We start from the raw sequence: 26112 nt of genomic DNA on the forward strand, positions 1-26112 counted from the left end.
CCGTATTGGCGCCGGGCACCGTCTGCCCTATCCTCCCGCCATGGTCGTGGGGGCCATCGCATATCGAGAAACACGATGCAGAGTGGATTCATAAGGGGCCTGTCGTGGCTGGGGGGCCCGATTCTCTGGATCGCCCTGTTGGTCGTCGACGGGGCGACGGAGGCCACCTCCGACTCCGCCGTCGAGATCAACCTGGTCCAGAACCGCCTGGCCGTGAACGGCTACGATCCGGTGGCGTATTTCACCGACGGCGTGCCGGTCCCGGGCAGACCGGCGCTGGAGCACGAGGTCGGCGGTGCGGTCTACCGGTTCGCCAGCGAGGAGAACCGCCGGCGCTTCATGTCGGACCCCCAGCGCTTCACCCCGGCCTATGGCGGTTTCTGCGCCTACGGCGTGCGGGCGGGCCGCAAGCTGCCGGCCGATCCGATGGCCTGGCGCATCGTCGACGGCCGGCTGTTCCTGCTGCTGAACCCGGGCACCAAGACGATCTGGGAGCTGAACCTGGGGGAGAACATCGTGAGCGCCGACGCGATCTGGCCGAAGATCCTCACCCTGACCGACGCCGAACTGCAGAGCCGCGTGCCCTGAGGGCGTCGCGGCGGGCGTCACACGCCCGCGGCGGCCGTGTCGTTGGGCGGCAGGGCGCGCCAGGGCGGCAGGGAGACGGTGATCCGGGTGCCGACGCCGAACTCGCTGTCGATCACGAGCTGACCGCCATGGGCCTGGGCGATGGCCCGGCACAGGGGCAGGCCGAGACCGGCGCCGCGATGTTCGCGGTGCAGGCGGGTGTCGAGCTGGGTGAACGGCTCCAGCACCTTGTCGATCTGGTCCTGGGGGATGCCGATGCCGGTGTCCTGGACGTAGAGCGAGACCGAGCGGCGCTGGTCGATCGAGGCGCCGATGGTGATCGTGCCGCCCTCGCGCGTGAACTTGACCGCGTTGGTGATCAGGTTCGACAGAAGCTGCAGGATCAGCCGCGCGTCGGCCCGCAACGGCGGGACCTCGTCCGGCACCGCGACCTCGATCGTCAGCCCGGAGGCATCGATCTCGGGCCGGCTCATGTCGATGGCGCGGCGGATCTGGGCGTCCGCCGCGATGGTCGAATCCGCCGGGATCAGCCCGCCGGCCTCTGCCCGCGACAGGTCCAGCAGGTCGTTGATCAGGTCGAGCAGATGGGTGCCGCTGGTCCGCACGATCTCGGCGTAGCTGCTGTAGCGTTCGTCGCCCAGGGGGCCGAACTTCTGGTTCTTCAGCACCTCGGCGAAGCCGATGATCGCGTTCAGCGGCGTGCGCAGCTCGTGGCTCATATTGGCCAGGAAGGCGCTCTTCGCCCGGTTGGCGGCCCGCGCCTCGTCGCGGGCGCGCTTCAGCTCGGCGGTGCGCTCCTCGACTCGGTGTTCCAGGTCGATCCGCGCTTCGTCGAGAGCCGTCTCGTAGGCCGTGTGCCGCCGCTGCATGCGGTTGAAGGCTTCGATCACCTGGGCGACCTCGTCGGTCCCGCTCCACGGCACCTCCTCGCGCGGCGCGCCGAGGCGGGTGCTGTCGATCGCCTTCTGCAGCTCCCGCAGCGGCCGGCCGATCACGAAATCGAAGGCGGCCTGGGCGGCGAAGACGACGGCGGCGGTCAACAGGACGGCGAAGGCCACCAGCATCAGGATCCGGGACCGCGCGGAGGCACGGATGCCCGCGTCCGTCATCACCAGAACGAGCTGACCGGCATACTGCAGGTCGGAGCCGACGGCGTAGCTGATCGGGGCGTCGCGGGTGATGGACTTTCCCTGCGGCGTGGAATGGGTGCCGAACTCGGCCAGCACATGGCCATCGCGGTCGTAGATGAAGATGCCGATCAGGTCCGGGTCGATCAGCGCCGGGGCGGCATGGGTGGCGATCAGGACGTCGTTGCGCTCCCAGACCGCCCGGGCCAGCATGACCGTGTTGCTGGCGAGCATCCGGTCGAGCTTGCTTTCCAGCCGCTCGACCGCCTCGTTGTAGACCTCGCGTTCCAGCAGGACGAAGAACCCGCCGACTACGACGATCACCAGCGGCAGGGTGACCGCGAGGAAGGCCATCCTGACCGACCTGAACCGGTAGAACCTGTTCAGGCCGCCGCGCGACGTCCCGGCGCCGTCTGTGGACGCGGTTCGGGCCGTCTTATCGTCGGTTTCCGTGGGATGCCCCACTCCATGCCGTCCGCAGGCAACGGGATCAGTAGTCGAGGAAACTGCGCAGCTTCCGCGACCGCGACGGATGCTTCAGCTTGCGCAGCGCCTTGGCCTCGATCTGGCGGATACGCTCGCGGGTCACGCTGAACTGCTGGCCGACCTCCTCCAGGGTGTGGTCGGTGTTCATGCCGATGCCGAAGCGCATGCGCAGCACGCGTTCCTCGCGCGGCGTCAGGCTCGCCAGCACCCGGGTCGTGGTCTCGCGCAGGTTCGCCTGGATCGCGGCGTCGAGCGGCTGGACCGCGTTCTTGTCCTCGATGAAGTCGCCGAGATGGCTGTCTTCCTCGTCGCCGATCGGTGTCTCGAGGCTGATCGGCTCCTTGGCGATCTTCAGGACCTTGCGGACCTTCTCCAGCGGCATGACCAGCTTCTCGGCCAGCTCCTCCGGGGTCGGCTCGCGGCCGATCTCGTGCAGCATCTGGCGCGAGGTGCGCACCAGCTTGTTGATCGTCTCGATCATGTGCACGGGAATGCGGATGGTGCGGGCCTGGTCGGCGATCGAGCGGGTGATCGCCTGCCGGATCCACCAGGTGGCGTAGGTGGAGAACTTGTAGCCGCGGCGGTATTCGAACTTATCGACCGCCTTCATCAGACCGATATTGCCTTCCTGGATCAGATCCAGGAACTGCAGGCCGCGGTTAGTGTATTTCTTGGCGATGGAGATCACCAGGCGCAGGTTCGCCTCGACCATCTCCTTCTTCGCCCGTCCGGCCTCGCGCTCGCCCTTCTGCACGGTCTGGACGATGCGGCGGAACTCGCTGATCGGCAGGCCGGCATCGGCCGAGATCAGGGCGAGGTCGGAGCGGTGGTTCTCGATCTGGTCGCCGTAATTCTCGAAGAACTTGGCCCAGCGCTGGTCCTTCCTCGACACGCGCTCGCCCCAGCCGGGCTCCAGCTCGTTGCCGAAATGCTCGGCCATGAAGGACTGCCGCGGCACCTTCACGCTGTCGGCCATGCGCCAGAGCTGCATGTCCACCTGGGTCATGCGGCGGTTCAGGGAGTAGAGCTGCTCGACCAGGGCCTCGATGCGGCCGTTGTTCAGGCGCACACTCTCCATCGCCTCGATCAGCTCGCCCTTGAGCTTCTCGTACTTGCGCTCGGTGGTGCGGGCCAGTTCCTCGCCGCGGGTCAGCTTCTCGATGCGCCGCTTCTGCATCTTGGCGAGCTTGCCGTAGGTGTCGGCGATCTTGTCGAAGTTCTCCAGCACCTGCGGGATGAGCTGCTGCTCCATCGCCGACAGGGAGAGGTTGTTGTCCTCGCCGTCCTCGGACTCCTCGTCGTCGTCCTCGTTCTCCGCGCCGGCGGCCTTTTCGGACTCGGTGTCCTCGCCGTCTTCGCTGTCGTCGGCGGCCGGCGTGGCCGGGGCGTTCTCGGCGCCGTAGGTGGCTTCCAGGTCGATGACGTCGCGCAGTAGGATCGCGCCGTCCTTGAGCTGGTCGCGCCAGTGCACCAGGGCGCGGATGGTCAGCGGGCTCTCGCAGATGCCGCCGATCATCATCTCGCGGCCGGCTTCGATGCGCTTGGCGATGGCGATTTCGCCCTCGCGGGACAGCAGCTCGACCGAGCCCATCTCGCGCAGGTACATGCGCACCGGGTCGTCGGTGCGGCCGACATCCTCGTCGGAGACGTTGCCGGCGACGGCGCCGTCGCTGTCGCCCTTGTCGTCGTCCTTGTCGCCGTCGTCCTCGTTCTCGACGACGTTCACGCCCATCTCGCTGAGGGCGCTCATGATGTCCTCGATCTGCTCGGAGGACATCTCCTCCTGGGGCAGGGCCGAGTTCACCTCGTCATAGGTCAGGTAGCCGCGCTCCTTCCCCTTCTTGATGAGGTTCTTGACCGCCTGGTTGATATTGTCCAGCAGCGGCCCGTCCGGCGCGGCACCCTCCTCGCGGGTATCGTCGTCGTCATTCTGAGCCGCAGTTGCTGTCTTAGTCGCCATGAGCCTTCGACCTCATCGTTGTCGCCGGTGTCGACGCCGGCTCCGTTCTCAGTTCGCGTCTTCCAGCGCCGACGCGGAGGTAATCGCTTGAAGAGTGCTTTGCAGGCTCAGCATGCGCTGCCAGCTTGCCTCGCTAAATGTCTGTTCATATTCCCGCTGCGCATCGAACAGTTGCTCTCGTAGCAGAGGGCCGGCGAATCGTCCAAGCAGTTCCGCCAATCCCTGCCGCGCATCGGAATGGCTTGCACCCTTCCGCGCGAACCCCGCGTGGTGCAGAGCCTCGTCGGACAGCAATCCATCCACCGTTTCCGAATAGCCTAACGCCATGAGGTGGTCGCGAAGACCGTCGGCGTCAAGTCCAGTGTCCTCAGCGTTGATCTCTAGAATTTGACGGCGAAGGTTGTCAAGGAACGGGTCGTCCAGCGCCAGGGTCGCCAGGACCTCGCCCAATTCGTCCAGCAGGCCGGGATGGTGCAGGAAGGTGGCCAGGATGACCTGCTGCTGGCGCCGGGGCAGCACGGCATCGACCAGGGCTCGGGCGGTGCGGCTGCCCGCCGGTTCCGGCGGGGTCGGCGGGGTCCAGCGGCCGCCGCGCTGGCGGTCGTTGCCCCGGCCGCGCGCGGCACCGCCGCGTTCCTGGTTCCGGCCGAAATCGCGACCGCCATAGCCGCTTCCGGCGCGTCCCTGGGGCCGGCGCATTTCGTCGATGCGCGCCTCCATGTGGTCCTTGTAGGCGATCTGCACGCCCTGATCGGCGACCTCGCGCACCAGATCGCGCATCCGCTTGAAGAAGGCCGCCTTGCGTTCCGGCGTGTCGGTCGGGGTCGCCAGCAGCTCGCTCGCCCACAGGAAATCGGCCAGGCCGATGGCGGTGTTCAGGATCGCCCGCAGCGCCTTCTTGCCGTCGCGCTGGATCAGGTCGTCCGGGTCCTGGCCTTCGGGCAGGGTGACGAAGCGCAGGGAATGGCCGGGCTTCAGCAGCGGCAGGGCGCGGTCGCAGGCGCGCCGCGCGGCCCGCTGGCCGGCGGTGTCGCCGTCGAAGCACAGGATCGGCTCCGGGGTGATCCGCCACAGCTCGACGATCTGGTCCTCGGTCAGCGCGGTGCCGAGCGGGGCGACCGCCGGGAAGCCGGCCTGGGCCAGGGCGATCACGTCCATATAGCCCTCGGCGACCATCAGCTCGCCGGATTTATGGGCCGGCTCGCGCGCCTGGGCGAGGCCGTAGAGGATGCGGCCCTTGTGGAACAGCGGGGTGTCCGGCGAGTTCAGGTATTTCGGCTGGCCGTCGCCCAAGACCCGGCCGCCGAAGGCGATGACCTTGCCGCGCCGGTCGGTGATCGGGAACAACACCCGGCCGCGCATATAGTCGACGGTCTCGCCCGAGCGTTCGCCCTCCTCGTAGCGTTTGACCAGACCGGCTTCCACCAGCACGTCGGTCTCCACGCCCTCGGCCTTCATGGCGCGCTGCAGCGCCTTGCGGTCGTCCGGCGCCCAGCCCAGGCGGAAGGTCTTGATCGTGTCGTCGCTGAGCCCGCGCTCCTTCAGGTAGCGCAGCCCGGCCTCGCCGGCCGAGGTGTGGAGCTGGCGCTCGTACCAGCGGCAGGCGAGGTCCACCACCTCCTGCAGCGAGCGGCGGCGTTCGGCCCGCTGCTGCTCTTCGGGGCTTTCCTTCGGCACTTCCAGTCCGGCCAGAGACGCGACCTGCTCCACCGCCTCCATGAACTTGAGGCCGTCGTTTTCCATCAGGAACTTGAAGACGTCCCCGTGCGCGCCGCAGGCGAAGCAGTGGTAGAAGCCCTTGTCGTCCACGATGGAGAGCGACGGCTTGGTGTCGTTATGGAACGGGCAGACCGCCAGGAACTCCCGGCCCTTGCGCTCCAGCTTGTACTTCCGCCCGATCACGCTGGAGACCGTCACGCGGTCGCGCAGCTCGTCGAGAAAGTGCGGGGGAAGCGACATGGGCGGGGGTACTCGGTACATCGGGGCGCGGGGCCGCGATCATACGCCTGTTGGCTGGGAGAGTCATTGCGGCGAGCGGCCCTTCGACACGCGCCCGGCGGGCGCTGCTCAGGGCGAGGTCAATGGGTAGGGATTTTGACCTCGCCCTGAGCAGGACCCCGGATGTCAATCCGGGGGACGTGTCGAAGGGCCGGGCGGCCGCACGGCGTTACACCCCCTGCAGAAACCCCAGCAGCTTCTCCACCACCGCCTCCGGCTGCTCCTGCTGCACCCAGTGGCCGGCCCCGTCGATCAGGTGCGTCCCGCGCCAGTCCGGACAGACGGCATCGCTGGCCATCGCCTCGATCGCGCCGGGGAACTGGTAGATGCCCCAGTCCTGGGCGCCGGCGATGAAGGTGGCCGGCACGTCGATGGTGCGGCCGGAGAACACCTCCTGCTCGGACAGGAAGGCGCCGGTGGTGTTGCACCGGTACCATTGCAGCCCGCCCTGGAAGCCGGTGCGGCCGTATTCGCCGGCATAGACCGCCATCTCGCGCTCCGGCAGCCAGGTATTGGCCGCGATCTCGGCGTCCGACGGCATCTCCTTGGCCACGGTCTGCGCCATCGTCTCGTTCAGGTCCATGATGTAGTAGGTCGGCATCTGCGCCAGCGCGTCGGCGGTCCAGCCCGCCAGCCGGAACGGCCTGTTGCCGGGCCAGTCGGCGCTCTTGTGGTGGTAATAGGCGCGCAGGAAGGCGTGGAGGCCCTGGGGGCACTCGGTCATGTCCGTGTTGGCCGGGCGGGTGGCGTAGTACCACTGGTAATGCTTGCGCGGCCGGGCCAGGGCGGCGAGATCGGCATGGACGTCCGCCTTGGGGTCCGGCGTCTCGAACGGCGTCTTCGGCGGGCCGGGGAAGGGCGAGCTCATCATCGCCAGGGCGCGGAACACGTCGGGGCGCACCAGGGCGCAGGTGGCGGCGATGGGCGAGCCGAAATCGTGGCCGATCACCGCCTCCACATGGCGCCGGCCCAGCGCGGCCAGGAGGCCCAGGATGTCGCGCAGCAGGTTGAGCGGCCGGAACGGCGTCAGCGGCCCGTCGTAGTCGGCATCCCAGCCGGTCGTCCGGCCGTAGCCGCGCTGGTCCGGGGCGATGACGTGGTAGCCCGCCTCGGCCAGGGCCGGCATCACCTTGCGCCAGCTATAGGCCAGTTCCGGGAAGCCGTGCAGCAGCAGCAGGCAGGGCCTGTCCGCCGCCTTTTCCCATCCGGCCTCCAGCAGATGCATCCGCAACCCGTTGACGTTCTCCACGAAGCGCGAGCGCACTCCGGCGGGCAGAAGGGCGGAGTCCAGCGGGTCCTGGGGCGTGAGGGAAGGGTGGCTCATGGCGCGTCTCCGGGTGTCCCGGGCTGTTCATTTGCCCGGTGTGTCGTTGAACCCCTATCCTAGTCCGGCCGTTCCTTTCCGCGATAGCGCCCGGGATCTCATGATCGCTTCCGTCTCCGCCCTGCTGACCAGTCTCGCCCTGCTGCTTGCCGGCAACGGGCTGCTGACCCTGCTGCTGCCGACGCGGGCGGCGATGGACGGGATGTCGACCGGGGCCATCGGCCTCGCCATGTCCGGCTATTTCGTCGGCTACGTGATCGGCTGCCTGATGACGCCGCGGATCGTGCAGCGGGTCGGCCATATCCGCAGCTTCTCCGCCCTGGCCGCGCTCGCGGCGGCGACAGCGTTGGCCTATGCCCTGGCCGGCGACCCGACCGCCTGGTTCCTGCTGCGCGCCCTCTCCGGCATCGCCATGTCCGGCCTGACCATGATCGTGGAGAGCTGGCTGAACGACCGGGCGACCGACGAGACGCGGGGTAAGATCATCTCGGTCTACCGCATCGTCGACCTGAGTGCCGTCTCCGTCGGCCAGCTCCTGCTGAGCGTTGCCCCGCCGGCGGGTTTCGAGCTGTTCAGCTTGTCCGCCATCCTGATCGTGCTCGCCCTGGTGCCGACGGCGATGTCGACCGCCCAGGCCCCGGCGCCGATCCAGAACGTGAAGATTCGGCTGTTCTATCTCTGGCGGGTCTCCCCCCTCGGTCTCGCCGCCGCCCTGGCGGTGGGTGTCGGCAATGGGGCGTTCTGGTCGCTCGGCGCGGTGTTCGGGCAGAAGACCGGGCTCGATACGGTCGGCATCTCCCTGTTCATGACGGCCACGGTGATCGGCGGCGCGGTGATGCAGGTCCCCATCGCCGCGCTGGACCGGGTGTTCGACCGCCGCCTGATCCTCATCGGCGCCGCCTTCGCCACCTCCATCGTCAGCGCGGGGGCCGCCTTCCTGGCGCCGATCTCGGTCACCTGGGCAGTGATCTCCGGCTTCGCCCTGGGCGGGCTGTTCCTGCCGATATACGGGCTGGCGCTGGCCCATGCCAACGACCGGCTGGAGGCCGGCGACTTCGTGGTGATGAGCGGCGGGTTGCTGCTGACCTACGGCATGGGCGCGATCGTCGGCCCGCCGATCGCCTCGCTGCTGATGGAGGAGGTGGGGCCGCGCGCCCTGTTCCTGCACGTGTCGGCGGTGTGGATGCTGCTGGTCCTGTTCGGCCTGTGGCGCCTGAAGGCCCGCCCGCCGGTGGCGCTGGAGGAACAGGCGGAGCTGGTGGCCACCCCGCGCGGCGGCACCATCATGTTCGAACTCGATCCCCGCACCGAAGATCCGCAGCCGGAGGACGGAGAGGCGGAGAAACCGAAACCCGCCGCCGAGGGCGGCCCTTAGGTCGCTGTCGGCTACCGCCGCCAGTCGAGAAGCGCCCGCTCCGCCCGGCCGATCAGCCAGTTCACCACCAGGCCGATGGTCGACAGGATGGCGACGCCGGCCAGCAGCTCGTCGGTCGCCATCAGACTGCCGGCCAGCAGGATATAGGCGCCGATGCCGTATTCGGCGCCGATCATCTCGGCGGCAACCAGCAGCACGATGGCGATGGCGGCGGAGATCCGGAACCCCGGCAGGATCGCCGGCAGCGCGCCGGGCAGGATGATCTTGCGGACGATGGAGAACCAGGACAGGCCGAAGGACTGGCCCATGCGGATCAGGGTGCGGTCCACATTGTCCACCCCGCCATAGGTGGCGACCACCGTGGGAAAGAAGGTGCCGAACAGGATGGTGGCGACCTTCGACCCCTCGCCGATGCCGAACCAGATGACGAACAGTGGTAGCAGCGCGATCTTCGGGACCGGGAAGATCGCGGCGACGATGGGGGCGAGCCCGGCGCGGGCGAGCGAGAACAGGCCGATGCTGAGCCCGACCGCGATGCCGAGCACCGTACCCAGGGTCCACCCGACCGCCAGCCGGCTCAGCGAGGCGCCGAGATGGTCCCAGATCAGCCCGGTCTCCACCAGGCGGGCGAGCGCGGCATAGATCTCCGACGGCGCCGGCAGCACCAGCGGCGGGATCGCGCCGGTGCGGCAGCCGATCTCCCACAGGGCGAGGATCACGACGAAGACCAGAGGGCCAACGATCCCGAGCTTGCGGGTGGCGAAACCGCCGCCGCGGAACGGCACGGGCCGGATCTCTCTGTCAGCCATCCACCAGTTCCTTCTCCGCCGCCTCGGCCTCGTCGCGGATCAGCCCCCAGAGCCGGGACTGATGCGCTTCCAGCTCGGTCATGCGGTCGGCGCGCTCGCCCAGGGGCATGTCGATATCGACGATCTCGCGGATCCGGCCGGGCCGGCGGGACAGCACGATCACCCGGTGCCCCAGCCGCACCGCCTCGCCGAGATTGTGGGTGACGTAGACGGCGGAGAACCGCTCGCGCTCCCACAGATCGACCAGATCGGCCATCAGCAGCTCGCGGGTCTGGGCGTCCAGCGCCGAGAGCGGTTCGTCCATCAGCATGACGGCCGGCGACACCGCCAGGGCCCGGGCGATGGCGACCCGCTGGCGCATGCCGCCGGAAAGCTGGCGCGGCCACGCCTTGCGGAACTCGCTCAGGGTGGTGCGGGCGAGCACGTCGGCGACGATCCGCTCCGTCTCCGGAGCACCCAGGCGGTGGTCCTCCAATACCAGGCGGATATTGCCCTCAACGCTGCGCCAGGGCAGCAGGGCGAAGTCCTGGAAGATGAAGGTCAGCGGGTTGATGCTGGCGGCGGGCGGCGAGCCCACCTGCAGGATCTCGCCGCTATCGGGCCGTTCCAGCCCGCCGATCATCCGCAGCAGGGTGGATTTCCCGCAGCCGGACGGGCCGACGATGCAGACGATGCGGCCTTCCGGGACCGCGAAATCGATCCCGTCCAGCACGGTGAGCGGGCCATAGGCGTGGCAGACGCCCCGGATGTTCAGCTCCACGGCCCGCTCTCCAGGCTGGTCAGTAGGTCTCGACGTAGCTCGCGTCGACCAGGCCGTCGATGCCGATGTCGCTCTTCACCAGGCCCTCCTTCTTGAACCAGGCGAGCTGGTCGGCGACGTTGGTCACGTTCAGCTTCGCCCCCTCGTTCAGGCGGATCGCACCGTCGCGGATCGACACCGAGGCCTTCTCGTAGGGCTGGGTGGTGTACACGTATTTGTGGATCAGCTTGGTCACCGCTTCGGCCTCTTCCTCGCCGGCGGTCTTGTCCACCAGCGCGGCGTTGAAGTCGGCGGCACCCCGGGCAAAGGCCTTCAGGAACCGCTCGGTCTGGTCGCGCTTGTTGGCGGCGATGTCGGCCGACGTGAAGACGGTGGTCACCTGATAGTCGGGGGCGTAGTCGTTGACCCAGCCGATGATGTGCACCGCGCCGCCGCCGGCCAGCGCCTTGGCGATATGCGGGACGATGGCCCAGGCATCGACCTGACCCGACTTCAGGGCGGCGATGATGTTCGGCACCTTCTGCAGCGGGGTGAGCTTCAGGTCCTCGACGCCGAAGCCTTCCTTCTCGGCGATGCGGGCCGCCATGTAGTGGAAGGAGGAGCCCGCCTGGGTGATGGCGAAGCTGTGGCCCTTGAGCTTGTCCGGCGAGGTCAGCCCGGCCTGATAGGCGGCGTCGGACACCACGATGGCCGAGCCGTCGATGCCCTTCTCCTCGTGCATCACGCCGCCGATCACCTTGATCGCGCCCTTGTCGGCCAGGTTGATCAGGCCGCCGGTGATCGAGGTGATGCCGTAGTCGATATCGCCCGAGGCGATGGCGACGGCCATCGGCTGTGCCGCCTGGAAGAACTCGAACTCGACGTCGAGCCCGGCCTCCTTGAAGTAGCCGCGCTCGAAGGCGATGAAGCTGGCCGCGTGGGAGGCGAAGCGCAGGGCGCCGACCTTGATGGTGTCGGCCGCCGAGGCGAGGTCGGCGCCTGCGGTCAGGGCCGGTACGGCGACCAGGGCCGCGAGAAGGGCGCGGCGCGCGACGGCGCCGAGAGCTGTACGGGTTGCCCGCATGGTTCGTTTCCTCCGCTGAATGGCTCCGCCGCTGCTCGGCGGGCGTTTGGCGCGATAATAGCCGGATCAGCCCCGGCCGCCAGACCTAGGGGGCGAGGGTCAGTCGCCCGCCCCGGTGGCGTCCGTATGCCGCTCGATCGCCGGGATGATTCCGAGATCGACCATGCCGACCAGGCTGTCGTCGGTATCGGGGAGCACCTGGAACATCAGGGCGTCGAGGATGCGGTGCAGGGATTCCCGCTCGCCGTTGACCAGGCCGTTGACGCCGGTATTGGCGAAATAGGTGCCCGGCGCCAGGGCGCAGGTGAATTCGAAGGAGACGGAGATCCGGTCGCCCGGCTCGAAGTCCGGCAGATCCTCGGCCAGCCGCTGGGTGGCGCGGCCGCCCAGTTCAATGCCCGTCTTGGTCTTGAACAGGGTGGCGAAGCGGACCTTGCGGCACGGGGCGTCGAACGAAACCTCGTAGCGCAGGACGTAGGAGCGGCCGCGGACCAGCAGGTTGACCCGCTGGCCGTTCACCGTCTCGATCCGGGGATCGCAGATGATCGCGCCGAGGCCGCCGTGCTCGACCCGGCTCTCGCTGACGAAGGTGAGGTCCATGCCGGACTCCACCTCCCGCGCGGCGGGCGCGGCCTCGATGGCGTGGCCGCGGTTGAGGATCTCGTTGCGGATCCGCTCGCGGTCGTTCCCCGGCGCGTGGGTCAGCCGGTAGTAGTTGGAGGCGACTTCCTTGGGGTCGCCGTCGATCAGTACCTCGCCCCGGTCCATCAGCACCGCCCGGTCGCAGAGCTGGGTGACCATGCCCATGGCGTGGCTGACGAACAGGATGGTGGCGCCGGCATCGCGCATCGCCTCGATGCGGGCCAGGCATTTGCGCTGGAACGCCTCGTCGCCGACCGCCAACGCTTCGTCGACGATCAGGATGTCCGGATCGACGCTGACCGCGATCGAGAAGGCGAGGCGGACATACATGCCGCTGGAATAGGTGTTCACCGCCCGGTCGATGAAGGGCTCCAGGCCGGAGAACGCCACGATGCTGTCGAAGCGGTCGTCGATCTCCTGCTGGGTCAGGCCCAGGATGGCGGCGTTCAGGTAGATGTTCTCGCGCCCGGTGAATTCCGGATTGAAGCCGGCGCCGAGCTCGAGCAGGGCGGCGGGGCGGCCGTGGACGGTCACCGAGCCGCCGTTCGGCTGCAGCAGCCCGGCGATGACCTGCAGCAGGGTGGACTTGCCAGAGCCGTTGGAGCCGACGATGCCCACAGTCTCGCCCCGGTTGACGGTCAGCGAGACGTTGGTCAGCGCCATGAACACGTCGTAGTACCGGCCCATGCCCATGGAGACCATCTGCAGCAGGCGGTCGGCCGGGCGCTTGAAGATCGAGAAGGCCTTGGAGACGTTCTCGATGACGATGGCCGGCTCGCCGGCCCGCCGCTCGGCGCCGGACGGGGATGCGTCAGACGACATCGGCGAAGCCCTTCTTGGTGCGCTGGAACCAGAACGCGCCGAGCCACAGGAAGACCGCCGACACCGCGGTGTAGATGCCGAGATGCTCCAGGTCGGGGGTCACGCCCCACAGGGCGAGGTCGCGGGTGGCGTGAACCGGCACCGACAGCGGGTTGAACCAGATCAGGGTCTTCAGGAAATCCGGCAGGGTCTCGGGCGGAAACAGGATCGGGCTGCCGAACAGCAGGACCGTCGACAGGATGCCGACCACGTGGCCGATATCCCGCAGGAACACGCCCAGCGAGGCCAGAATCCAGGAAATGCCGACGACCACGGCGAAGAACGGGATCCACACCAGCGGCACCAGCAGGACCGTCGGCGGGACGGTGCCGTTGTAGAACAGGATCGCCGCGACCAGGATCACGAAGTTGAAGCCCAGGGTCACCGCCGCCGATCCGGTCGCCACCAGCGACAGCATCTCCAGCGGAAAGACCACCTTCTTCACGAAGTTCACGTTCTCCAGCACCAGCACGGGCGAGCGCGTGATCACCTCGGTGATGAAGAAATGCAGCATCAGGCCGGAAAACAGGATGATGCCGTAATTGTACTCCACGTCCGGCACCCGGGAGGGGAAGCGGACCTTCAGGATCGTGCTGAACACATAGGCGTAGATCACGAAGGTCATCAGCGGGGTCAGCAGCGCCCAGACCATGCCCAGGGCCGACTTCCGGTAGCGCGACAGGATATCGCGGCGCACCAGTTGGCGCAGGATCAGGCGGTGGGTGGCCAGGGAGCGGCAGATATCCGCGGGCGTGGTGAGGAATCGGGGAGTTGGCGTCATCGAGTTCGCGTCACGGGCTCCGGCCGGTCAGCCGGCGGCTGCGCGAGCGGGCCGTCGACACTGCGCGCGGTTTAACCGATCGGTCGGGGGATGGCAATTGCGGCCCATGCCCGCGCCCTGCCGGCCGACGGTTCCGGTTACCGCGTGGGGACCGGCTTTTCGGAATGGTAGTCGTAGAAGCCGCGCAGGGTCTTGCGACCGAGCCAGCCGGCCTCGACGTATTTCACCAGCAGCGGACAGGGCTGGTACTTCGAGTCCGCCAGGCCCGTGTGCAGCGAATGCATGATCGCGAGGCAGGTATCCAGTCCGATGAAGTCGGCCAGTTCCAGCGGCCCCATCGGGTGGTTGGCGCCGAGCTTCATGGCGGTGTCGATGCCCTCCACCGAGCCGACGCCGGCATACAGCGTGTAGATCGCCTCGTTGATCATTGGCATCAGGATGCGGTTCACGATGAAGGCGGGGAAATCCTCCGCCACGCTGACCGTCTTGCCGAGGGACAGGGCAAGCTTGCGGACCGCGTCGAAGGTCGGCTGCTCGGTCTGGATCGCCCGGATCAGCTCGACGAGCTGCATCACCGGGACCGGATTCATGAAATGCATGCCGACGAACTTGCCGGGCCGGTCGGTGGCGGCGGCGAGCCGGGTGATGGAGATCGACGAGGTGTTGGTGGCGATGATCGCGTCGGGCGAGAGGTGCGGGACCAGGGACTTCAGGACGTCGCGCTTGACCTCCTCGTCCTCACTGGCGGCCTCGATCACCAGGTCGCAGTCGCCGAACAGGGCGAAGTCGTTGCCGGTCACGATGCGCTGCTGCGCGATCTCCGCCGCCTCGACGGACAGGCGGCCGCGGGCGACCTGACGGGCGATGTTGTTCTCGATGGTCTCCAGGGACGCGGCGATGACCTCGTCCTTGACGTCGATCATGCGCACGTCATACCCGGCCACCGCGCAGATCTGCGCGATCCCGGTACCCATCTGACCAGCACCTATGATGCCGATCCGTTCCATGACCCCTCCGGGCGCCCCATCGGGCGTATCCGGCCCCCGCGCCTTGCCGTGGCGGCTGCGCGCGGGGGCCGGGTGATGGTCAGGCCTTGTCCAGAGCCTCGCTGAGCTCCGGCACGGCCTTGAAGAGATCCGCCACCAGGCCGTAATCGGCGACCTGGAAGATCGGAGCCTCCTCGTCCTTGTTGATGGCGACGATGACCTTGCTGTCCTTCATGCCGGCCAGGTGCTGGATGGCACCGGAGATCCCGACCGCGATGTACAGGTCGGGCGCCACCACCTTGCCGGTCTGGCCGACCTGGTAGTCGTTCGGCACGAAGCCGGCATCGACCGCCGCGCGCGAGGCGCCGACGGCGGCCCCGAGCTTGTCGGCGATCTCTTCCAGCATCTTGAAGTTCTCGCCGTTCTGCATGCCGCGGCCGCCGGAGATGACGATCTTGGCGGAGGTCAGCTCCGGACGGTCGGACTTCGAGAGTTCCTGGCCGACGAAGCTGGACAGGCCCTTGTCGCCTTCCGCGCTGCCGTCCTCGACGCTGGCCGAACCGCCTTCCGCGGCGGCCGGGTCGAAGTTGGTGCCGCGCACGGTCACCACCTTGGTGGCGTCCGAGGACTTCACCGTCGCCAGCGCGTTGCCGGCATAGATCGGCCGCACGAAGGTGTCGGCGTCGACGACCTCGATGATGTCCGACACCTGCGCGACGTCGAGCAGGGCGGCCACGCGCGGCATGATGTTCTTGCCGACGGTGGTCGCGGTCGCCAGCACGTGGCTGTGACCCTCGGCCAGCTTGGCGATCAGCGGCGCCAGGTTCTCGGCCAGCGTGTGCGCGTATTCCGCACTGTCGACCTTGATGACCTTGGAGACGCCGTCGACCTTGGCGGCGGCCTGGGCGGCGCCGTCGCAGCCGGAACCGGCGATCAGGGCGACCACGTCGCCGCCGATCTGCGTGGCGGCGGTGACCGCGTGCAGGCTGGCGGGCGAAATGGCGTCGTTGGTGTGTTCGAAGAAGATCAGCGTGCTCATGATCAGATCACCTTCGCTTCGTTCTTCAGCTTCGAGACCAGCTCGGCGATGTCGGCGACCTTGGCGCCGCCTTCGCGCTTCGGCGGCTCGACGACCTTCACCGTCTGCAGGCGCGGCGCCGGATCGACACCGAGATCCGACGGGCTCATCTGCTCGATCGGCTTCTTCTTCGCCTTCATGATGTTCGGCAGCGAGGCGTAGCGCGGCTCGTTCAGGCGCAGGTCCGTGGTGACGATCGCCGGGGCCTTGACCTTGATGGTCTCAAGACCGCCATCGACCTCGCGGGTGACCGTGAGGTCGCCGTCGCCGAGTTCGATCTTGGAGGCGAAGGTCGCCTGGCTCCAGCCCAGCAGCGCGGAGAGCATCTGGCCGGTCTGGTTGCAGTCGTCGTCGATCGCCTGCTTGCCGAGGATGCAGAGATCCGGGCTTTCCTTCTCCACGATGCTCTTCAGCATCTTGGCGACGGCCAGCGGCTCGACCTCGCCGTCATGGACGACGTGGATGCCGCGGTCGGCGCCCATGGCGAGCGCGGTGCGGATCGTTTCCTGAGCCTGGGTCGGGCCGATGGAAACGGCGATGACCTCGGTGGCCGTGCCGGCTTCCTTCAGACGGATCGCCTGTTCAACGGCGATCTCGTCGAACGGGTTCATCGACATTTTCACATTGGCGAGCTCGACACCGCTTTGGTCGGCCTTGACGCGGACCTTAACGTTGTAGTCGATCACCCGCTTGACGGGGACGAGTACCTTCATGGCTCCCTCGAACGATTTCGGATCTGGCGGTCCTGTTAGACCGAGCGCCGTGATTTCGGGCGACCCCGCTCTTTAGAAAGCGCTCGGTCCCAAGTCAACCCGGCCCCCGCCTTGGACCGATGGAATTGCGTCGATTCGCGGCTCCGGGGCCGTCTGGTCCTATGCTTTCCCGTTATCGGTTCGCGCCGGGGACCCACAGCACGTCAGTCGCGCCCCGGTCGTTGACCCAGCGCGCCAGCACGAACAGATGGTCCGACAGCCGGTTCATGTATTTAACCACTTCGGGGCCGATCGGTTCCTGGGTGGCGGCCAGCGTGATCTCCCGCTCGGCCCGCCGGGCCACGGTGCGGGCCACGTGCAGATGCGCCGCTGTCGGCTTGCCGCCCGGCAGGATGAAGGAGTTCAGCGGCGCCAGCTCGGCGTTCATCGCGTCGATCTCCGCCTCCAGGCGGGCGACCTGCTCGGCGGTGATGCGCAGCGGCGGATATTTCGGGTTCTCCTCCTCCGGCGTGCAGAGGTCGGCGCCCAGGTCGAACAGGTCGTTCTGGATCCGCGCCAGCATGGCGTCGGCCGCCTCGCCGCCATCGGCGACCGCGGTCAGCCGGGCCACGCCGATCACGGCATTGGCCTCGTCGACGGTGCCGTAGGCGGTCGGCCGGGGCGAGTGCTTGGCGACACGGGTGCCGTCGCCCAGCGAGGTCTGCCCCGCATCGCCGCCGCGGGTATAGATCTTGGTGAGCTTCACCATGGAGCGCTGCGGTCCCTCAGCCTTTGCCGATCGCCGTGAGCAGCGCCATGAAGACGCAGATCGCGATGAACTGGAACAGGATGCGGTAGCGCATCATCTTGTTGGACCATTTGGCGTTGAAATCCCCGCCGCGGGCCATGGCGATGACGCCCCAGACCAGAGCGCCGACGGTGGCGGCCATGGCCAGAAGCATCATGATGAAAAGAATCGTGTTCATCCCTGAGATATAACCGGTCCGAAGCGGGCTTCGATAGGGAAACCGACATTTCCGTGTGACGGATCGACGCGCGCGGGCGCGACCGGCAGGAGCGCTGCCCGGAACTTTGTTTGCGAAATGCCCATCGTCTTTGCGGATTAGTTAATCCGATTTTAAGACGAGCACCGCATTTTTCCCTCTCCACGGCCGGTATCCGCCGGCGTGGGCACGCCCTATCGGAGGTAGAAGATGTCGCGGCTTTCCGTTACGCAACGCATTACGGCGATCAGCCTGGTTGCCGTCACCGGCTTCCTGTTGATCCTGGGCGTCGTCTTCTGGGCGCATGTCGAGCAGGTCCAGGTGACCGAGCGTCAGCAGCGCGCCACCCAGAAGCTCGCTCTGGTGGAGCGGGTCGCCGAGGGTTTTCTGAACGCCCGCCGGCGGGAGAAGGATTTTCTGCTTCGCCTGGACGACAAGTATATCGAGCAGCATGCTGGCGTGATCGCCGAGCTGCAGGAGAACTTCGCCGCCCTCTCCGGCCTGGCCGACGGCAACGAGGCCGCACTCCTGGCCCAGCTCCGTGACCGGATCGCCGCCTACCAGTCGGAATTCGTCGGCCTCTCGAACGCGACCATCGCCCTTGGCCTGGACGAGTCACTGGGGCTGCAGGGAAGCCTGCGCTCGGCTGTCCACAACGCGGAGACGCTGATCGAGCAGCACGCGACCGACGATCTCATGGTCAAGCTGCTGATGATGCGCCGCCACGAGAAGGACTTCATCCTGCGTCAGGATCCCAAATATATCGGTCGGCTCGACGAGCGGATCGCCGAGTTCACCGCTCTGCTGGACGGCAAGCCGGTTGAGGACAGCGTGAAGGCGGGCATCGTCGCCGCCCTGGCGACCTACCGTGCCGAGTTTGGCAGCTACGCCGCCGCAGTGCTGGCGAACGTCGAGAAGACGGAGGCCCTGTCGAAGGCCTTCGCCTCGGCCGAGCCGCTGATGGAAGAGCTGCGGGCCGGCATCGAGGCGGATTACGAGACCGCTGTGGAGGAATTCGACCGGATCAGCCAGGAGGCGTTTCTTATTACCCTGGTGCTGATCATCCTGATCGCGTCGGCCTGTCTGGCGCTCGGCCTGGTCGTCGGGCGCTCGGTGTCGCGGCCGGTGACCACCCTCACCGACCGCATGCGGGCCCTGGCCGGCGGCGACAAGTCCATCGAGGTGCCGAATACCGCGGCGACCGACGAGATCGGCGACATGGCCCGCGCGGTTCTGGTGTTCAAGGAGAACATGATCCGCAACGAGGAGATGGCGGCCGAGCAGGAGGCCCAGCGGGCCGCCCGCGAGCGCCGCGGTCAGGCGATCGAAAAGATCACCGGCACGTTCGACAATCAGGTGCGCGAGATGCTGCAGGTGGTCGCCAGCGCCACCCACGAGCTCGACGCCTCGGCCCAGTCGATGATGCAGATTTCCCAGGAGACCACCAGTCAGGCCTCCCTGGTCGCCAGCGCCTCCCATGAGGCCTCGGCGAACGTCCAGACGGTCGCCACGGCGACCGAGGAACTGGGCGCGTCGATCAGCGAGATCGGCACCCGGGTCAGCGACAGCTCCCGCATGGCCGGCGAGGCCGAGGAGCAGGCCCGCGCCAGCAGCGAGGCGGTCACCAGCCTGGAGACCTCGGCGCAGGAGATCGGCCAGATCGTCACGCTGATCCAGGAGATCGCCGAGCAGACCAACCTGCTCGCCCTGAACGCCACGATCGAGGCCGCCCGGGCGGGCGATGCGGGCAAGGGCTTTGCCGTGGTCGCCAGCGAGGTGAAGAGCCTCGCCACCCAGACTGCCAAGGCGACCGAGCAGATCGGCAACCAGATCACCCGCATCCAGCACGAGACCGGCCGCTCCGCCGGCGCCATCCGGGCCATCGCCCAGACCGTGTCGCAGCTTCGCGAGACGGCCGCCGGCATCGCCGCGGCGGTGGAGGAGCAGTCCTCCGCCACCCAGGAGATCAGCCGCAGCGTCCAGGAAGCGGCGGTCGGCACCGAGAGCGTGTCGGAGAATATCGGCCGGGTCGATGCCGGCGCGCGGGAGACCGGCGCCTCCGCCCAGGAGGTGCAGGCGACCAGCAGCGAACTCGCCCGACAGAGCGAGGCGCTGAGCAAGATGATCGCCGGCTTCCTCGACGAGGTCCGGGCCGCCTGACCTTTCCGATCAGTCCGAGAAGGCGAAGCCCATGGTGCGGGCGTAGTAGTGCAGCCCGCCGTCCTGGACGATCAGGAAGCGGGCGAGCCCGGCCCCGCCATTGTGGTGGCTGTGCACCTCGGCCGGCGGCGTGACCATGGTGGAGAACGGCGACCAGTCGATCCGGTGGCCGTCGATCATCGAGAAACAGCCCGGCCCGTCGACGCATAGGGTGATGGCGGCGGCGTTGTGCTTGTGCGGCCGCTGGTGGTGCCCCGGCGCCAGCGTGTTCATCGCCAGGGTCATCGACGGCATGGCGTTGCGGCTGTCCGCCGTGCGCTCGGAGGAGAAGATCAGCGCCACCCCGGCCGTGTTCTCGTCCGTCGGCATGTTGGTCAGGACCTCGATCTGCCGGGCGATCTCGTCCGCCGGATAGTGAACCGGATCGATCTGCGAGCTCTCCGCGCTCGGTGCGCGCAGCCCTTCGAAGGCCAGCACCGGCTCGTTGGTGACCACCCAGAGCACGGCCGCGGCGTCCCCGTCCGCCGTATGCGAGACCGCTTGGCCGCCTGGCAGAACCATCACGTCGCCCGGTCCCCAGGAGATCGTCTCGCTCCCGATCGTCGTCGTGCCGCTGCCGACGATGGCGTAGATCACCTCGCCGCTGGCGATGAAAGCCGTCGTCACCGTGTCGCCCGCCGTCACCCGGATGTAGCGGGCCAGCACCAGGGGCGTGGTCGCGGGGAACGATCCGCCGAAGGCATCCGACTGATCCATCGCGAACAGACCGCTCGCCGCGTCCTCGGCGAAGGCGGCATCGCGTTCGGCGTCGAAGCGGGCGCGAGGGACCGACGGAAGCTTCAGGTTGAAGGCGTTGCCCGAGTTGAAGAACCGCGCCCGGCGTTGGGCGTCGGTGTCCGCCTGCATCGGCGGATCCCCGTCGAGAACGGCGGCGCTGGCGGGTTTCATCGCGGTCGACATGGCGCTTCTCCTGGGCTGGTCCCGGTCTGCCCATGCTGACGGATGGGCGGGTGAGGCGCTAGAGACAGACTGTGCCGTCAGCCGATCCCGAATTGCTCGCGCAGGGCCTGCTGTCCCTTCGGCGTGATGCGCAGCGCCCGGCTGCCGGCGACCCGGGTGACCCAGTGCTGCTCGAGGAAATGGGTGCACACCGCCGCTCCCAGCCGCCCGGCCAGATGCGGGCGCCGCTCGCTCCAGTCGAGGCAGGGGCGGCAGAGCGGGCGGCCGCCGCGCTTCGGTGGGCCGTCGACCGTGATGCCGAGCGCCGCCAGCCGGTCCAAGCCGTCGGGCGTGACGATGCCTGCTCCGTCGTCGAAGGCGATGACGTCGCGGGCGACCAGCGCGTCGGTGACCGCCACGCCGAGCCCGCCGGCCAGATGGTCGTAGCAGGTCCGCGCCAGCCGCATCTGCGCATCGCGCGGGCCGGTCACCGGCTTGCGGACGGGCGACGGCAGGGTGATGGCGGCGATCCGCGCCACGCTCTCGATCAGGTCGGCCACCTCGGTGGAGGCGAGACGGTGGTAGCGATGACGCCCCTGGCGCTCGACCGCCAGCAGGTTGGCCTCGGCCAGCCGGGCGAGATGGCCGCTTGCGGTCTGCGGCGTGATCCCGGCCACCCCCGCCAGTTCGCCCGCGGTCAGGGCGCGGCCGTCCATCAGGGCATCGAGCATGGCCGCGCGGGCCGGCTCGCCGATCAGCAGGCCGATCTCCGCCATGCGGTTGGTGTTCACCATGCGGGCCTCCGGGCCGGTGGACGATCGCTCCAGCCTACCCGCGGGGGCGGAACGACGCTACGGCGCGCACCGAAACATCCGGTCGGTCGGCTCGGGCATCTCTTCGGCATCGCAACCGAGGAGACCGCCATGATCACCTGCGTCATCGAATACGAGATCGACCCCTACAAGCGGGCCGAGTTCGAGGCCTATTCCCGCGTCTGGGGCCAGGCGATCCCGCGCTCCGGCGCCGACCTGATCGGCTATTTCGCCCCGCACGAGGGGTCCGCCACCCGCGCCTACGGCATCTATTCGCTGGAGAACCTGGCGGCCTACGAGGCCTACCGCGCCCGGCTCGCGGCAGATCCCCTGGGTCGGGAGAACTACGAGTTCGCCAAGTCCGAGCGGTTCATCCTGAAGGAGAACCGGACCTTCCTCACCCTCGCGTCCGGCCCGCACGCGCCCTGGGTGACGCCGTGATCGCCGTCCTGTTCGAGCTTGAGCCGTTGCCGGGGCAGCGCGACGCCTATCTGGCGATGGCCGCCGAGATGCGGCCTTTGCTGGAGGAGATCGACGGCTTCGTGTCGATCGAGCGGTTCCAGAGCCTGACCAATCCCGACAAGCTGCTGTCCCTGTCGGTATTCCGCGACGAAGCGGCGGTGGCGGCCTGGCGCAACACGATGCATCACCGCCGCGCCCAGGCGGCGGGTCGAGGATCGGTCTTCCGCGACTATCGGCTGCGGGTCGCCGGGGTGCTGCGCGACTACGGCATGGCGGAGCGCGCCCAGGCACCGGAGGACTCCCGCGCGGCCCACGGGTGAGGCGGCCGGGAGCCGGCGACGGGTGGCATGGTGCCGAAACCGCCATGACACTTTTCGCAGTTGCGAGATTGTCGCCGGGTCGGAGCGGGTCTATAGCCGACGGGTGCAATCTCATCGGATATCTTCATGACCTCGAGCGCGCCTCCGGCCGCCTTCGTGGCAACGCGGCCGAGCTCGATCGCGATGCTCACCTTCATGGTCGCGCTGGGCCAGATGTCGCTCGGCCTGTACCTCCCGTCGCTGCCCTCGCTCGCCCAGGCGATCGGCGCCACCCGGGCCGAGGCGCAGCTCACCCTCACGGTCTTCCTCGGCGGCTTCGCGGTCAGCCAGTTGTTCTGGGGGCCGTTGGCCGACCGGCTCGGGCGCCGGATCACCCTGTTGAGCGGGATGGTGATCTACGCCGCCGCCGGCCTCGCCTGCGCCCAGGCGGATACGATCCACGAACTGATCGCCTTCCGCTTCTTCCAGGCCCTGGGTGCCTGTTCGGGCCAGGTGGTGGCCCGGGCCATGGTGCGCGACAGCACGGAAGGTGCCGCGACGGCGGTGGTGATGAGCTACATCGCCATGTCCATGTCGCTGGCCCCGGCGATCACGCCGGCGCTGGGCGGGTTCCTGGAGACCCATTTCGGGTGGCGGGCCAATTTCATCGCGCTCGGCGCCATCGGTGCGACCCTGTTCGTGCTGACCCTGACCCGGGTGCCGGAGACCCTGAAGACGCGGGTCCATGACGCCCTGTCGCCGATCCGGATCGTGCGCAATTACGGCACCCTGCTCACCGACCGGACCTATGTCTGTTACATCGTGACCGTCGGCGGCATTTTCGGCGCCTATATGGCCTACACGACGGCCACGCCCTTCGTGCTGATGGAGATGCTGGGCTGGTCGCCCCAGGCCTTCGGCTTCCTGATCCTGTTCAACGTGGTCGCCTTCCTGACGGGCAGCATCGTCGCCGGCCGGCTCGCCCCGCTCTACGGGCCCCGGCGCATGGCCCGGATCGGCACCACCATCGGCCTCGCCGCCGGGCTGGCAATGATCGCCGCCCCGCTGATGGGCCACCTGTCGACCCCCGCCGTGATCGGCCCGGCCATGCTGCTGCTGGTGGGCATGGCCTTCGCGATTCCCAACGCCATGGCCGGCGCGATGCAGAATTTCCCCTTCATCGCCGGCTCGGCCTCGGCGTTCCTGGGGTTCAGCCAGATGGCCCAGGCGATGGTCGCCTCCTTCGTGGTGGGCGCGATCGGCGGCAATATTCATCTGACCATGGCGGGTGCCACGCTGGCCTGCACGGTCGCCAGCCTGACCGCCGCCGCCCTGCTGCCAAGACCGCAGCCGGTGCGACCCGTTCCGGAGACCACCGCGAATCAGATAAGCTCGCCCCCGTCATGACACGCCTCGCGCCGCTCGAGCAGGACATCCTGGTCCTCACCGATACGGACGGGACCGAGATCCCGGTCCCGGTGCGGCGCAGTGCGCGGGCACGGCGGATGCTGCTGCGGGTCGATCCGGTGCGCGGCGGCCCCGAACTGGTGCTGCCGGCGGGGGCCAAGATCGACGCGGCCCGGACCTTCGCCACCAAGAATCTCGGCTGGCTGCGGGCTCGCCTGGCGCATCTGCCGGCGCGGACCGCCTTCGTTTCCGGCGCCACGGTGCCGATCCTCGGCCGTCCGCACCTGATCCGCCACCGTCCGGACCAGCGCGGCGGCGTGTGGCGGGTGGAGGATCCGGACGGCTCGGTGGAGCTCCACGTCTCCGGGACCGCCGAACATCTGCCGCGCCGCCTCACGGATTTCCTGAAGGGCGAGGCCCGCAGGACCGTCGGCCCCCGGGCCAAGCTGCATGCCGAGGCGCTGGGCCGGAAGGTCGGCCGGGTGACGGTGCGCGACACCGCGACCCGCTGGGGCAGTTGCTCGTCGCGCGGCGACCTGTCCTTCTCCTGGCGCCTGGTCCTGGCGCCGGAGGAGGTGCTGGACTACGTGGTCGCCCACGAGGCCGCCCATCTGGTGGAGATGAACCATTCCGACCGGTTCTGGGCCCTGGTCGAACTGCTGATGCCCGACTACAAGCGCCCGCGCACCTGGCTGAAGCGCCACGGATCCAAGCTTCACGCCTATGGATGACGTCGTCCCGCGCGCCGCGCTTGTCGCGCGGTGTCGGGCGTCGTAAGTCGAGGCGTTCGCATCTGCAACTTAGGCACCTCCATGTCCCGTCCCAGGCCCGACAGCGTTGCGGTCGCAGCCCTTCTGACCGCCCTGGTCGCCTTCGGGCCGATCTCGACGGACATGTACCTGCCGTCGCTGCCGGCCCTGGTCAGCGATTTCCAGACCGACGTGCCGACGGTGCAGCTCACCCTGAGCGCCTTCATGGTCGCCTTCGCGCTGGCCATGCTGGTCTACGGTCCGCTGTCCGACCGGTTCGGCCGGCGGCCGGTGCTGCTGGGAGCGGTGGTCCTCTACGTCATCTCCTCGGTCGCCTGCGTCTTCGCGCCGACCATCGAGGCGCTGGTGGTGGCCCGGGTGTTCCAGGCCATGGGGTGCTGCGCCGGGCCGGTGCTGGGCCGCGCGGTGGTGCGCGACGTCTACGGCCGCGAGCGGGCGGCCCAGGTGCTGTCCTATATGGGCACGGCCATGGCGCTGGCGCCCGCCATCGGGCCGATCGCCGGCGGCTGGCTGCAGGTCGCCTTCGGCTGGCAGGCGGTCTTCGTGGTGCTCAGCCTGTTCTCACTGATCGCCCTGTTCGGCACCTATTTCATGCTGGACGAGACCAACCCGCACAAGAACCCCTACGCGATCTCGCCGCGGGGCATCGTCGCCAACTATGCCCTGCTGCTGTCGCACCGGGTCTATGTCGGGTATCTGGCGACCATCGCCGCCTGCTACTGCGTGATCTTCAGCTTCATCTCCGGCTCGTCCTTCGTGCTGATCGAGGTGATCGGCCTGTCGCCGGATCTCTACGGCTACTGCTTCGCCACCATCGTCGTCGGCTATATGACCGGCACCTTCATCTCTGGACGGTTCGGCCGGCGGGTCGGCGGCGAGCGGCTGATCCTGATCGGCGCCACCCTGGCCGCCATCGGTGGCGGGGCCATGGCCTTCTTCGCCTGGACCGGCCATGTCACCGTGCTGAGCATCGTGCTGCCGCAGATGCTGGCCATGGTCGGGGTCGGCTTCGTCTTCCCGAACAGCCAGGCCGGCGCCATCGGCCCGTTCCCGCAGATGGCGGGGGCGGCCTCGGCCCTGGTCGGATTCTTCCAGATGGGGGTCGCCTCGGTGGTCGGCCTGGCCATCGGACATGCCTTCGACGGCACCGCACGGCCGCTGGCCACCGGCGTGGCCGTGTCCGGCATCCTGATGCTGGTGTTCTTCCTGACCCTGGTCTGGCCGGCGCGGCACCGCGCATAGGGGACGCCGTGGCACTGTCTCTCTGGCTGCGCCCCGCCAAGACCGCCGACGCCCGCACGGTGTCCCGGGTCATCCGGCGTTCCATCGTGGAGCTCTGTGCGGAGGATCACGGCGGCGACCTGCATCGGATCGCCGAGTGGCTGGCCAACAAGTCGCCGCAGCAGGTAGGCCGCTGGATCGCCGACCGCGAGCAGTTCTGGTGCGTGGCCGGGCGCGAGGCGATCGAGGGGGCGGGCGCCATCCGCCGGGACGGTCGGCTTCTGCTGCTCTATGTCGACCCGTCGGCCCGGTTCACCGGCGTCAGCCGGGCGCTGCTCGACCAGCTTGAGCTGGACGCCTTCCAGGCCGGCGCCAATGCCGTCCGGGTGACCAGCACCCGCACGGCGCTGCGGTTCTATCTGGCCTCGGGCTACCGCCGCACCAAGCCGGAAAGCGAGGAGCTGGTGAAGCCCCTTGGCGCCAACACCCTGGCGGTCTGACGGCGCCG

General features: G+C 68.4%; 25 protein-coding genes. 9 read left to right on the top strand and 16 right to left on the bottom strand.

Annotated features, from left to right (window positions below; translation table 11 throughout):
* Positions 1-75: 75 nt before the first annotated feature.
* A complete protein-coding gene (locus T8K17_RS06120; protein ID WP_322333614.1) occupies positions 76-588 on the top strand; it encodes a YHS domain-containing (seleno)protein in 513 nt (170 codons plus the stop codon).
* A 17-nt stretch (positions 589-605) separates the two neighbouring features.
* Here the strand turns inward: T8K17_RS06120 and T8K17_RS06125 are convergent, their stop codons facing one another.
* From T8K17_RS06125 to T8K17_RS06140, 4 genes are all read right to left on the bottom strand, one after another.
* Positions 606-2069, bottom strand: coding sequence for an ATP-binding protein (locus tag T8K17_RS06125; RefSeq protein ID WP_322333615.1), 1464 nt, complete (start codon positions 2067-2069; stop codon positions 606-608).
* 136 nt (positions 2070-2205) lie between these two features.
* Positions 2206-4161 carry an RNA polymerase sigma factor RpoD gene (gene rpoD, locus T8K17_RS06130; RefSeq protein WP_322333616.1) on the bottom strand — a complete coding sequence of 652 codons (1956 nt, stop codon included), beginning with the start codon at positions 4159-4161 and terminating at the stop codon, positions 2206-2208.
* Between the two features lie 48 nt (positions 4162-4209).
* Entirely contained in the window at positions 4210-6120 is a 1911-nt protein-coding gene (gene dnaG / locus T8K17_RS06135; RefSeq protein ID WP_322333617.1) for a DNA primase, read from the bottom strand.
* Positions 6121-6328: 208 nt separating this feature from the next.
* Complete coding sequence (locus T8K17_RS06140; RefSeq protein WP_322333618.1) at positions 6329-7483, bottom strand: alpha/beta hydrolase; 1155 nt, start codon at positions 7481-7483, stop codon at positions 6329-6331.
* Positions 7484-7583: 100 nt separating this feature from the next.
* Here T8K17_RS06140 and T8K17_RS06145 point away from each other — a divergent pair, with 100 nt between their 5' ends.
* Positions 7584-8858: an MFS transporter gene (locus tag T8K17_RS06145; protein WP_322333619.1), complete on the top strand. Its 1275-nt coding sequence runs from the start codon at positions 7584-7586 to the stop codon at positions 8856-8858.
* Between the two features lie 11 nt (positions 8859-8869).
* Here the strand turns inward: T8K17_RS06145 and T8K17_RS06150 are convergent, their stop codons facing one another.
* From T8K17_RS06150 to T8K17_RS06195, 10 genes are all read right to left on the bottom strand, one after another.
* Positions 8870-9667, bottom strand: a complete 798-nt coding sequence (locus T8K17_RS06150) for an ABC transporter permease (protein ID WP_322333620.1) — start codon at positions 9665-9667, stop codon at positions 8870-8872.
* A complete protein-coding gene (locus T8K17_RS06155) occupies positions 9660-10427 on the bottom strand; it encodes an ABC transporter ATP-binding protein (protein WP_322333621.1) in 768 nt (255 codons plus the stop codon). Before T8K17_RS06155 ends, T8K17_RS06150 begins: the two co-directional genes overlap by 8 nt.
* 19 nt (positions 10428-10446) lie before the next feature.
* Positions 10447-11490: an ABC transporter substrate-binding protein gene (locus T8K17_RS06160; RefSeq protein WP_322333622.1), complete on the bottom strand. Its 1044-nt coding sequence runs from the start codon at positions 11488-11490 to the stop codon at positions 10447-10449.
* A gap of 99 nt (positions 11491-11589) precedes the next feature.
* A complete protein-coding gene (locus T8K17_RS06165) occupies positions 11590-12954 on the bottom strand; it encodes an ABC transporter ATP-binding protein (protein WP_322333623.1) in 1365 nt (454 codons plus the stop codon).
* Positions 12944-13774 (bottom strand): ABC transporter permease, encoded by an 831-nt coding sequence (locus tag T8K17_RS06170; RefSeq protein ID WP_322333624.1) that lies wholly within the window; start codon positions 13772-13774, stop codon positions 12944-12946. Before T8K17_RS06170 ends, T8K17_RS06165 begins: the two co-directional genes overlap by 11 nt.
* Positions 13775-13911: 137 nt before the next feature.
* Positions 13912-14781, bottom strand: coding sequence for a 3-hydroxybutyryl-CoA dehydrogenase (locus T8K17_RS06175; protein ID WP_322333625.1), 870 nt, complete (start codon positions 14779-14781; stop codon positions 13912-13914).
* Positions 14782-14860: 79 nt separating this feature from the next.
* Positions 14861-15799 carry an electron transfer flavoprotein subunit alpha/FixB family protein gene (locus T8K17_RS06180; RefSeq protein WP_322333626.1) on the bottom strand — a complete coding sequence of 313 codons (939 nt, stop codon included), beginning with the start codon at positions 15797-15799 and terminating at the stop codon, positions 14861-14863.
* 2 nt (positions 15800-15801) lie between these two features.
* Positions 15802-16551 (bottom strand): electron transfer flavoprotein subunit beta/FixA family protein, encoded by a 750-nt coding sequence (locus T8K17_RS06185; RefSeq protein WP_322333627.1) that lies wholly within the window; start codon positions 16549-16551, stop codon positions 15802-15804.
* A gap of 172 nt (positions 16552-16723) precedes the next feature.
* The gene (locus tag T8K17_RS06190) at positions 16724-17299 is read right to left on the bottom strand and encodes a cob(I)yrinic acid a,c-diamide adenosyltransferase (protein WP_322333628.1); all 576 of its coding nucleotides are present in this window, start codon (positions 17297-17299) and stop codon (positions 16724-16726) included.
* Positions 17300-17315: 16 nt separating this feature from the next.
* Entirely contained in the window at positions 17316-17516 is a 201-nt protein-coding gene (locus T8K17_RS06195; protein ID WP_322333629.1) for a twin transmembrane helix small protein, read from the bottom strand.
* 228 nt (positions 17517-17744) lie between these two features.
* Here T8K17_RS06195 and T8K17_RS06200 point away from each other — a divergent pair, with 228 nt between their 5' ends.
* A complete protein-coding gene (locus T8K17_RS06200; protein WP_322333630.1) occupies positions 17745-19694 on the top strand; it encodes a HAMP domain-containing methyl-accepting chemotaxis protein in 1950 nt (649 codons plus the stop codon).
* Between the two features lie 9 nt (positions 19695-19703).
* Here the strand turns inward: T8K17_RS06200 and T8K17_RS06205 are convergent, their stop codons facing one another.
* Both T8K17_RS06205 and T8K17_RS06210 read right to left on the bottom strand, forming a co-directional pair.
* Positions 19704-20654: a cupin domain-containing protein gene (locus tag T8K17_RS06205; protein ID WP_322333631.1), complete on the bottom strand. Its 951-nt coding sequence runs from the start codon at positions 20652-20654 to the stop codon at positions 19704-19706.
* A 77-nt stretch (positions 20655-20731) separates the two neighbouring features.
* Complete coding sequence (locus T8K17_RS06210) at positions 20732-21427, bottom strand: helix-turn-helix transcriptional regulator (protein WP_322333632.1); 696 nt, start codon at positions 21425-21427, stop codon at positions 20732-20734.
* 129 nt (positions 21428-21556) lie between these two features.
* On the opposite strand from T8K17_RS06210, the gene T8K17_RS06215 reads away from it, so the two are divergent.
* From T8K17_RS06215 to T8K17_RS06240, 6 genes are all read left to right on the top strand, one after another.
* A complete protein-coding gene (locus tag T8K17_RS06215) occupies positions 21557-21886 on the top strand; it encodes an NIPSNAP family protein (protein WP_322333633.1) in 330 nt (109 codons plus the stop codon).
* Positions 21883-22227 (top strand): antibiotic biosynthesis monooxygenase, encoded by a 345-nt coding sequence (locus T8K17_RS06220; protein ID WP_322333634.1) that lies wholly within the window; start codon positions 21883-21885, stop codon positions 22225-22227. The genes T8K17_RS06215 and T8K17_RS06220 overlap by 4 nt, the downstream gene beginning before the upstream one ends.
* Before the next feature lie 126 nt (positions 22228-22353).
* Positions 22354-23613 carry a multidrug effflux MFS transporter gene (locus T8K17_RS06225; RefSeq protein WP_322333635.1) on the top strand — a complete coding sequence of 420 codons (1260 nt, stop codon included), beginning with the start codon at positions 22354-22356 and terminating at the stop codon, positions 23611-23613.
* A complete protein-coding gene (locus T8K17_RS06230) occupies positions 23610-24344 on the top strand; it encodes a SprT family zinc-dependent metalloprotease (protein ID WP_322333636.1) in 735 nt (244 codons plus the stop codon). Before T8K17_RS06225 ends, T8K17_RS06230 begins: the two co-directional genes overlap by 4 nt.
* An 81-nt stretch (positions 24345-24425) precedes the next feature.
* Entirely contained in the window at positions 24426-25625 is a 1200-nt protein-coding gene (locus T8K17_RS06235) for a multidrug effflux MFS transporter (RefSeq protein WP_322333637.1), read from the top strand.
* 8 nt (positions 25626-25633) lie between these two features.
* Positions 25634-26104, top strand: coding sequence for a GNAT family N-acetyltransferase (locus tag T8K17_RS06240; protein ID WP_322333638.1), 471 nt, complete (start codon positions 25634-25636; stop codon positions 26102-26104).
* The last annotated feature ends 8 nt before the right edge of the window (positions 26105-26112 follow it).

It is taken from the genome of Thalassobaculum sp. OXR-137, assembly GCF_034377285.1.
Taxonomy (GTDB): domain Bacteria; phylum Pseudomonadota; class Alphaproteobacteria; order Thalassobaculales; family Thalassobaculaceae; genus Thalassobaculum.

What these genes read in the sequence shown, in the direction of transcription:
- T8K17_RS06120 (WP_322333614.1), top strand. Translation starts at nt 76, where the DNA reads ATGCAGAGTGGATTCATAAGGGGCCTGTCGTGGCTGGGGGGCCCGATT.
- T8K17_RS06125 (WP_322333615.1), bottom strand. Translation starts at nt 2,069, where the DNA reads ATGGCCTTCCTCGCGGTCACCCTGCCGCTGGTGATCGTCGTAGTCGGC.
- rpoD (WP_322333616.1), bottom strand. Translation starts at nt 4,161, where the DNA reads ATGGCGACTAAGACAGCAACTGCGGCTCAGAATGACGACGACGATACC.
- dnaG (WP_322333617.1), bottom strand. Translation starts at nt 6,120, where the DNA reads ATGTCGCTTCCCCCGCACTTTCTCGACGAGCTGCGCGACCGCGTGACG.
- T8K17_RS06140 (WP_322333618.1), bottom strand. Translation starts at nt 7,483, where the DNA reads ATGAGCCACCCTTCCCTCACGCCCCAGGACCCGCTGGACTCCGCCCTT.
- T8K17_RS06145 (WP_322333619.1), top strand. Translation starts at nt 7,584, where the DNA reads ATGATCGCTTCCGTCTCCGCCCTGCTGACCAGTCTCGCCCTGCTGCTT.
- T8K17_RS06150 (WP_322333620.1), bottom strand. Translation starts at nt 9,667, where the DNA reads ATGGCTGACAGAGAGATCCGGCCCGTGCCGTTCCGCGGCGGCGGTTTC.
- T8K17_RS06160 (WP_322333622.1), bottom strand. Translation starts at nt 11,490, where the DNA reads ATGCGGGCAACCCGTACAGCTCTCGGCGCCGTCGCGCGCCGCGCCCTT.
- T8K17_RS06165 (WP_322333623.1), bottom strand. Translation starts at nt 12,954, where the DNA reads ATGTCGTCTGACGCATCCCCGTCCGGCGCCGAGCGGCGGGCCGGCGAG.
- T8K17_RS06170 (WP_322333624.1), bottom strand. Translation starts at nt 13,774, where the DNA reads ATGACGCCAACTCCCCGATTCCTCACCACGCCCGCGGATATCTGCCGC.
- T8K17_RS06175 (WP_322333625.1), bottom strand. Translation starts at nt 14,781, where the DNA reads ATGGAACGGATCGGCATCATAGGTGCTGGTCAGATGGGTACCGGGATC.
- T8K17_RS06180 (WP_322333626.1), bottom strand. Translation starts at nt 15,799, where the DNA reads ATGAGCACGCTGATCTTCTTCGAACACACCAACGACGCCATTTCGCCC.
- T8K17_RS06185 (WP_322333627.1), bottom strand. Translation starts at nt 16,551, where the DNA reads ATGAAGGTACTCGTCCCCGTCAAGCGGGTGATCGACTACAACGTTAAG.
- T8K17_RS06190 (WP_322333628.1), bottom strand. Translation starts at nt 17,299, where the DNA reads ATGGTGAAGCTCACCAAGATCTATACCCGCGGCGGCGATGCGGGGCAG.
- T8K17_RS06195 (WP_322333629.1), bottom strand. Translation starts at nt 17,516, where the DNA reads ATGAACACGATTCTTTTCATCATGATGCTTCTGGCCATGGCCGCCACC.
- T8K17_RS06200 (WP_322333630.1), top strand. Translation starts at nt 17,745, where the DNA reads ATGTCGCGGCTTTCCGTTACGCAACGCATTACGGCGATCAGCCTGGTT.
- T8K17_RS06205 (WP_322333631.1), bottom strand. Translation starts at nt 20,654, where the DNA reads ATGTCGACCGCGATGAAACCCGCCAGCGCCGCCGTTCTCGACGGGGAT.
- T8K17_RS06210 (WP_322333632.1), bottom strand. Translation starts at nt 21,427, where the DNA reads ATGGTGAACACCAACCGCATGGCGGAGATCGGCCTGCTGATCGGCGAG.
- T8K17_RS06215 (WP_322333633.1), top strand. Translation starts at nt 21,557, where the DNA reads ATGATCACCTGCGTCATCGAATACGAGATCGACCCCTACAAGCGGGCC.
- T8K17_RS06225 (WP_322333635.1), top strand. Translation starts at nt 22,354, where the DNA reads ATGACCTCGAGCGCGCCTCCGGCCGCCTTCGTGGCAACGCGGCCGAGC.
- T8K17_RS06230 (WP_322333636.1), top strand. Translation starts at nt 23,610, where the DNA reads ATGACACGCCTCGCGCCGCTCGAGCAGGACATCCTGGTCCTCACCGAT.
- T8K17_RS06235 (WP_322333637.1), top strand. Translation starts at nt 24,426, where the DNA reads ATGTCCCGTCCCAGGCCCGACAGCGTTGCGGTCGCAGCCCTTCTGACC.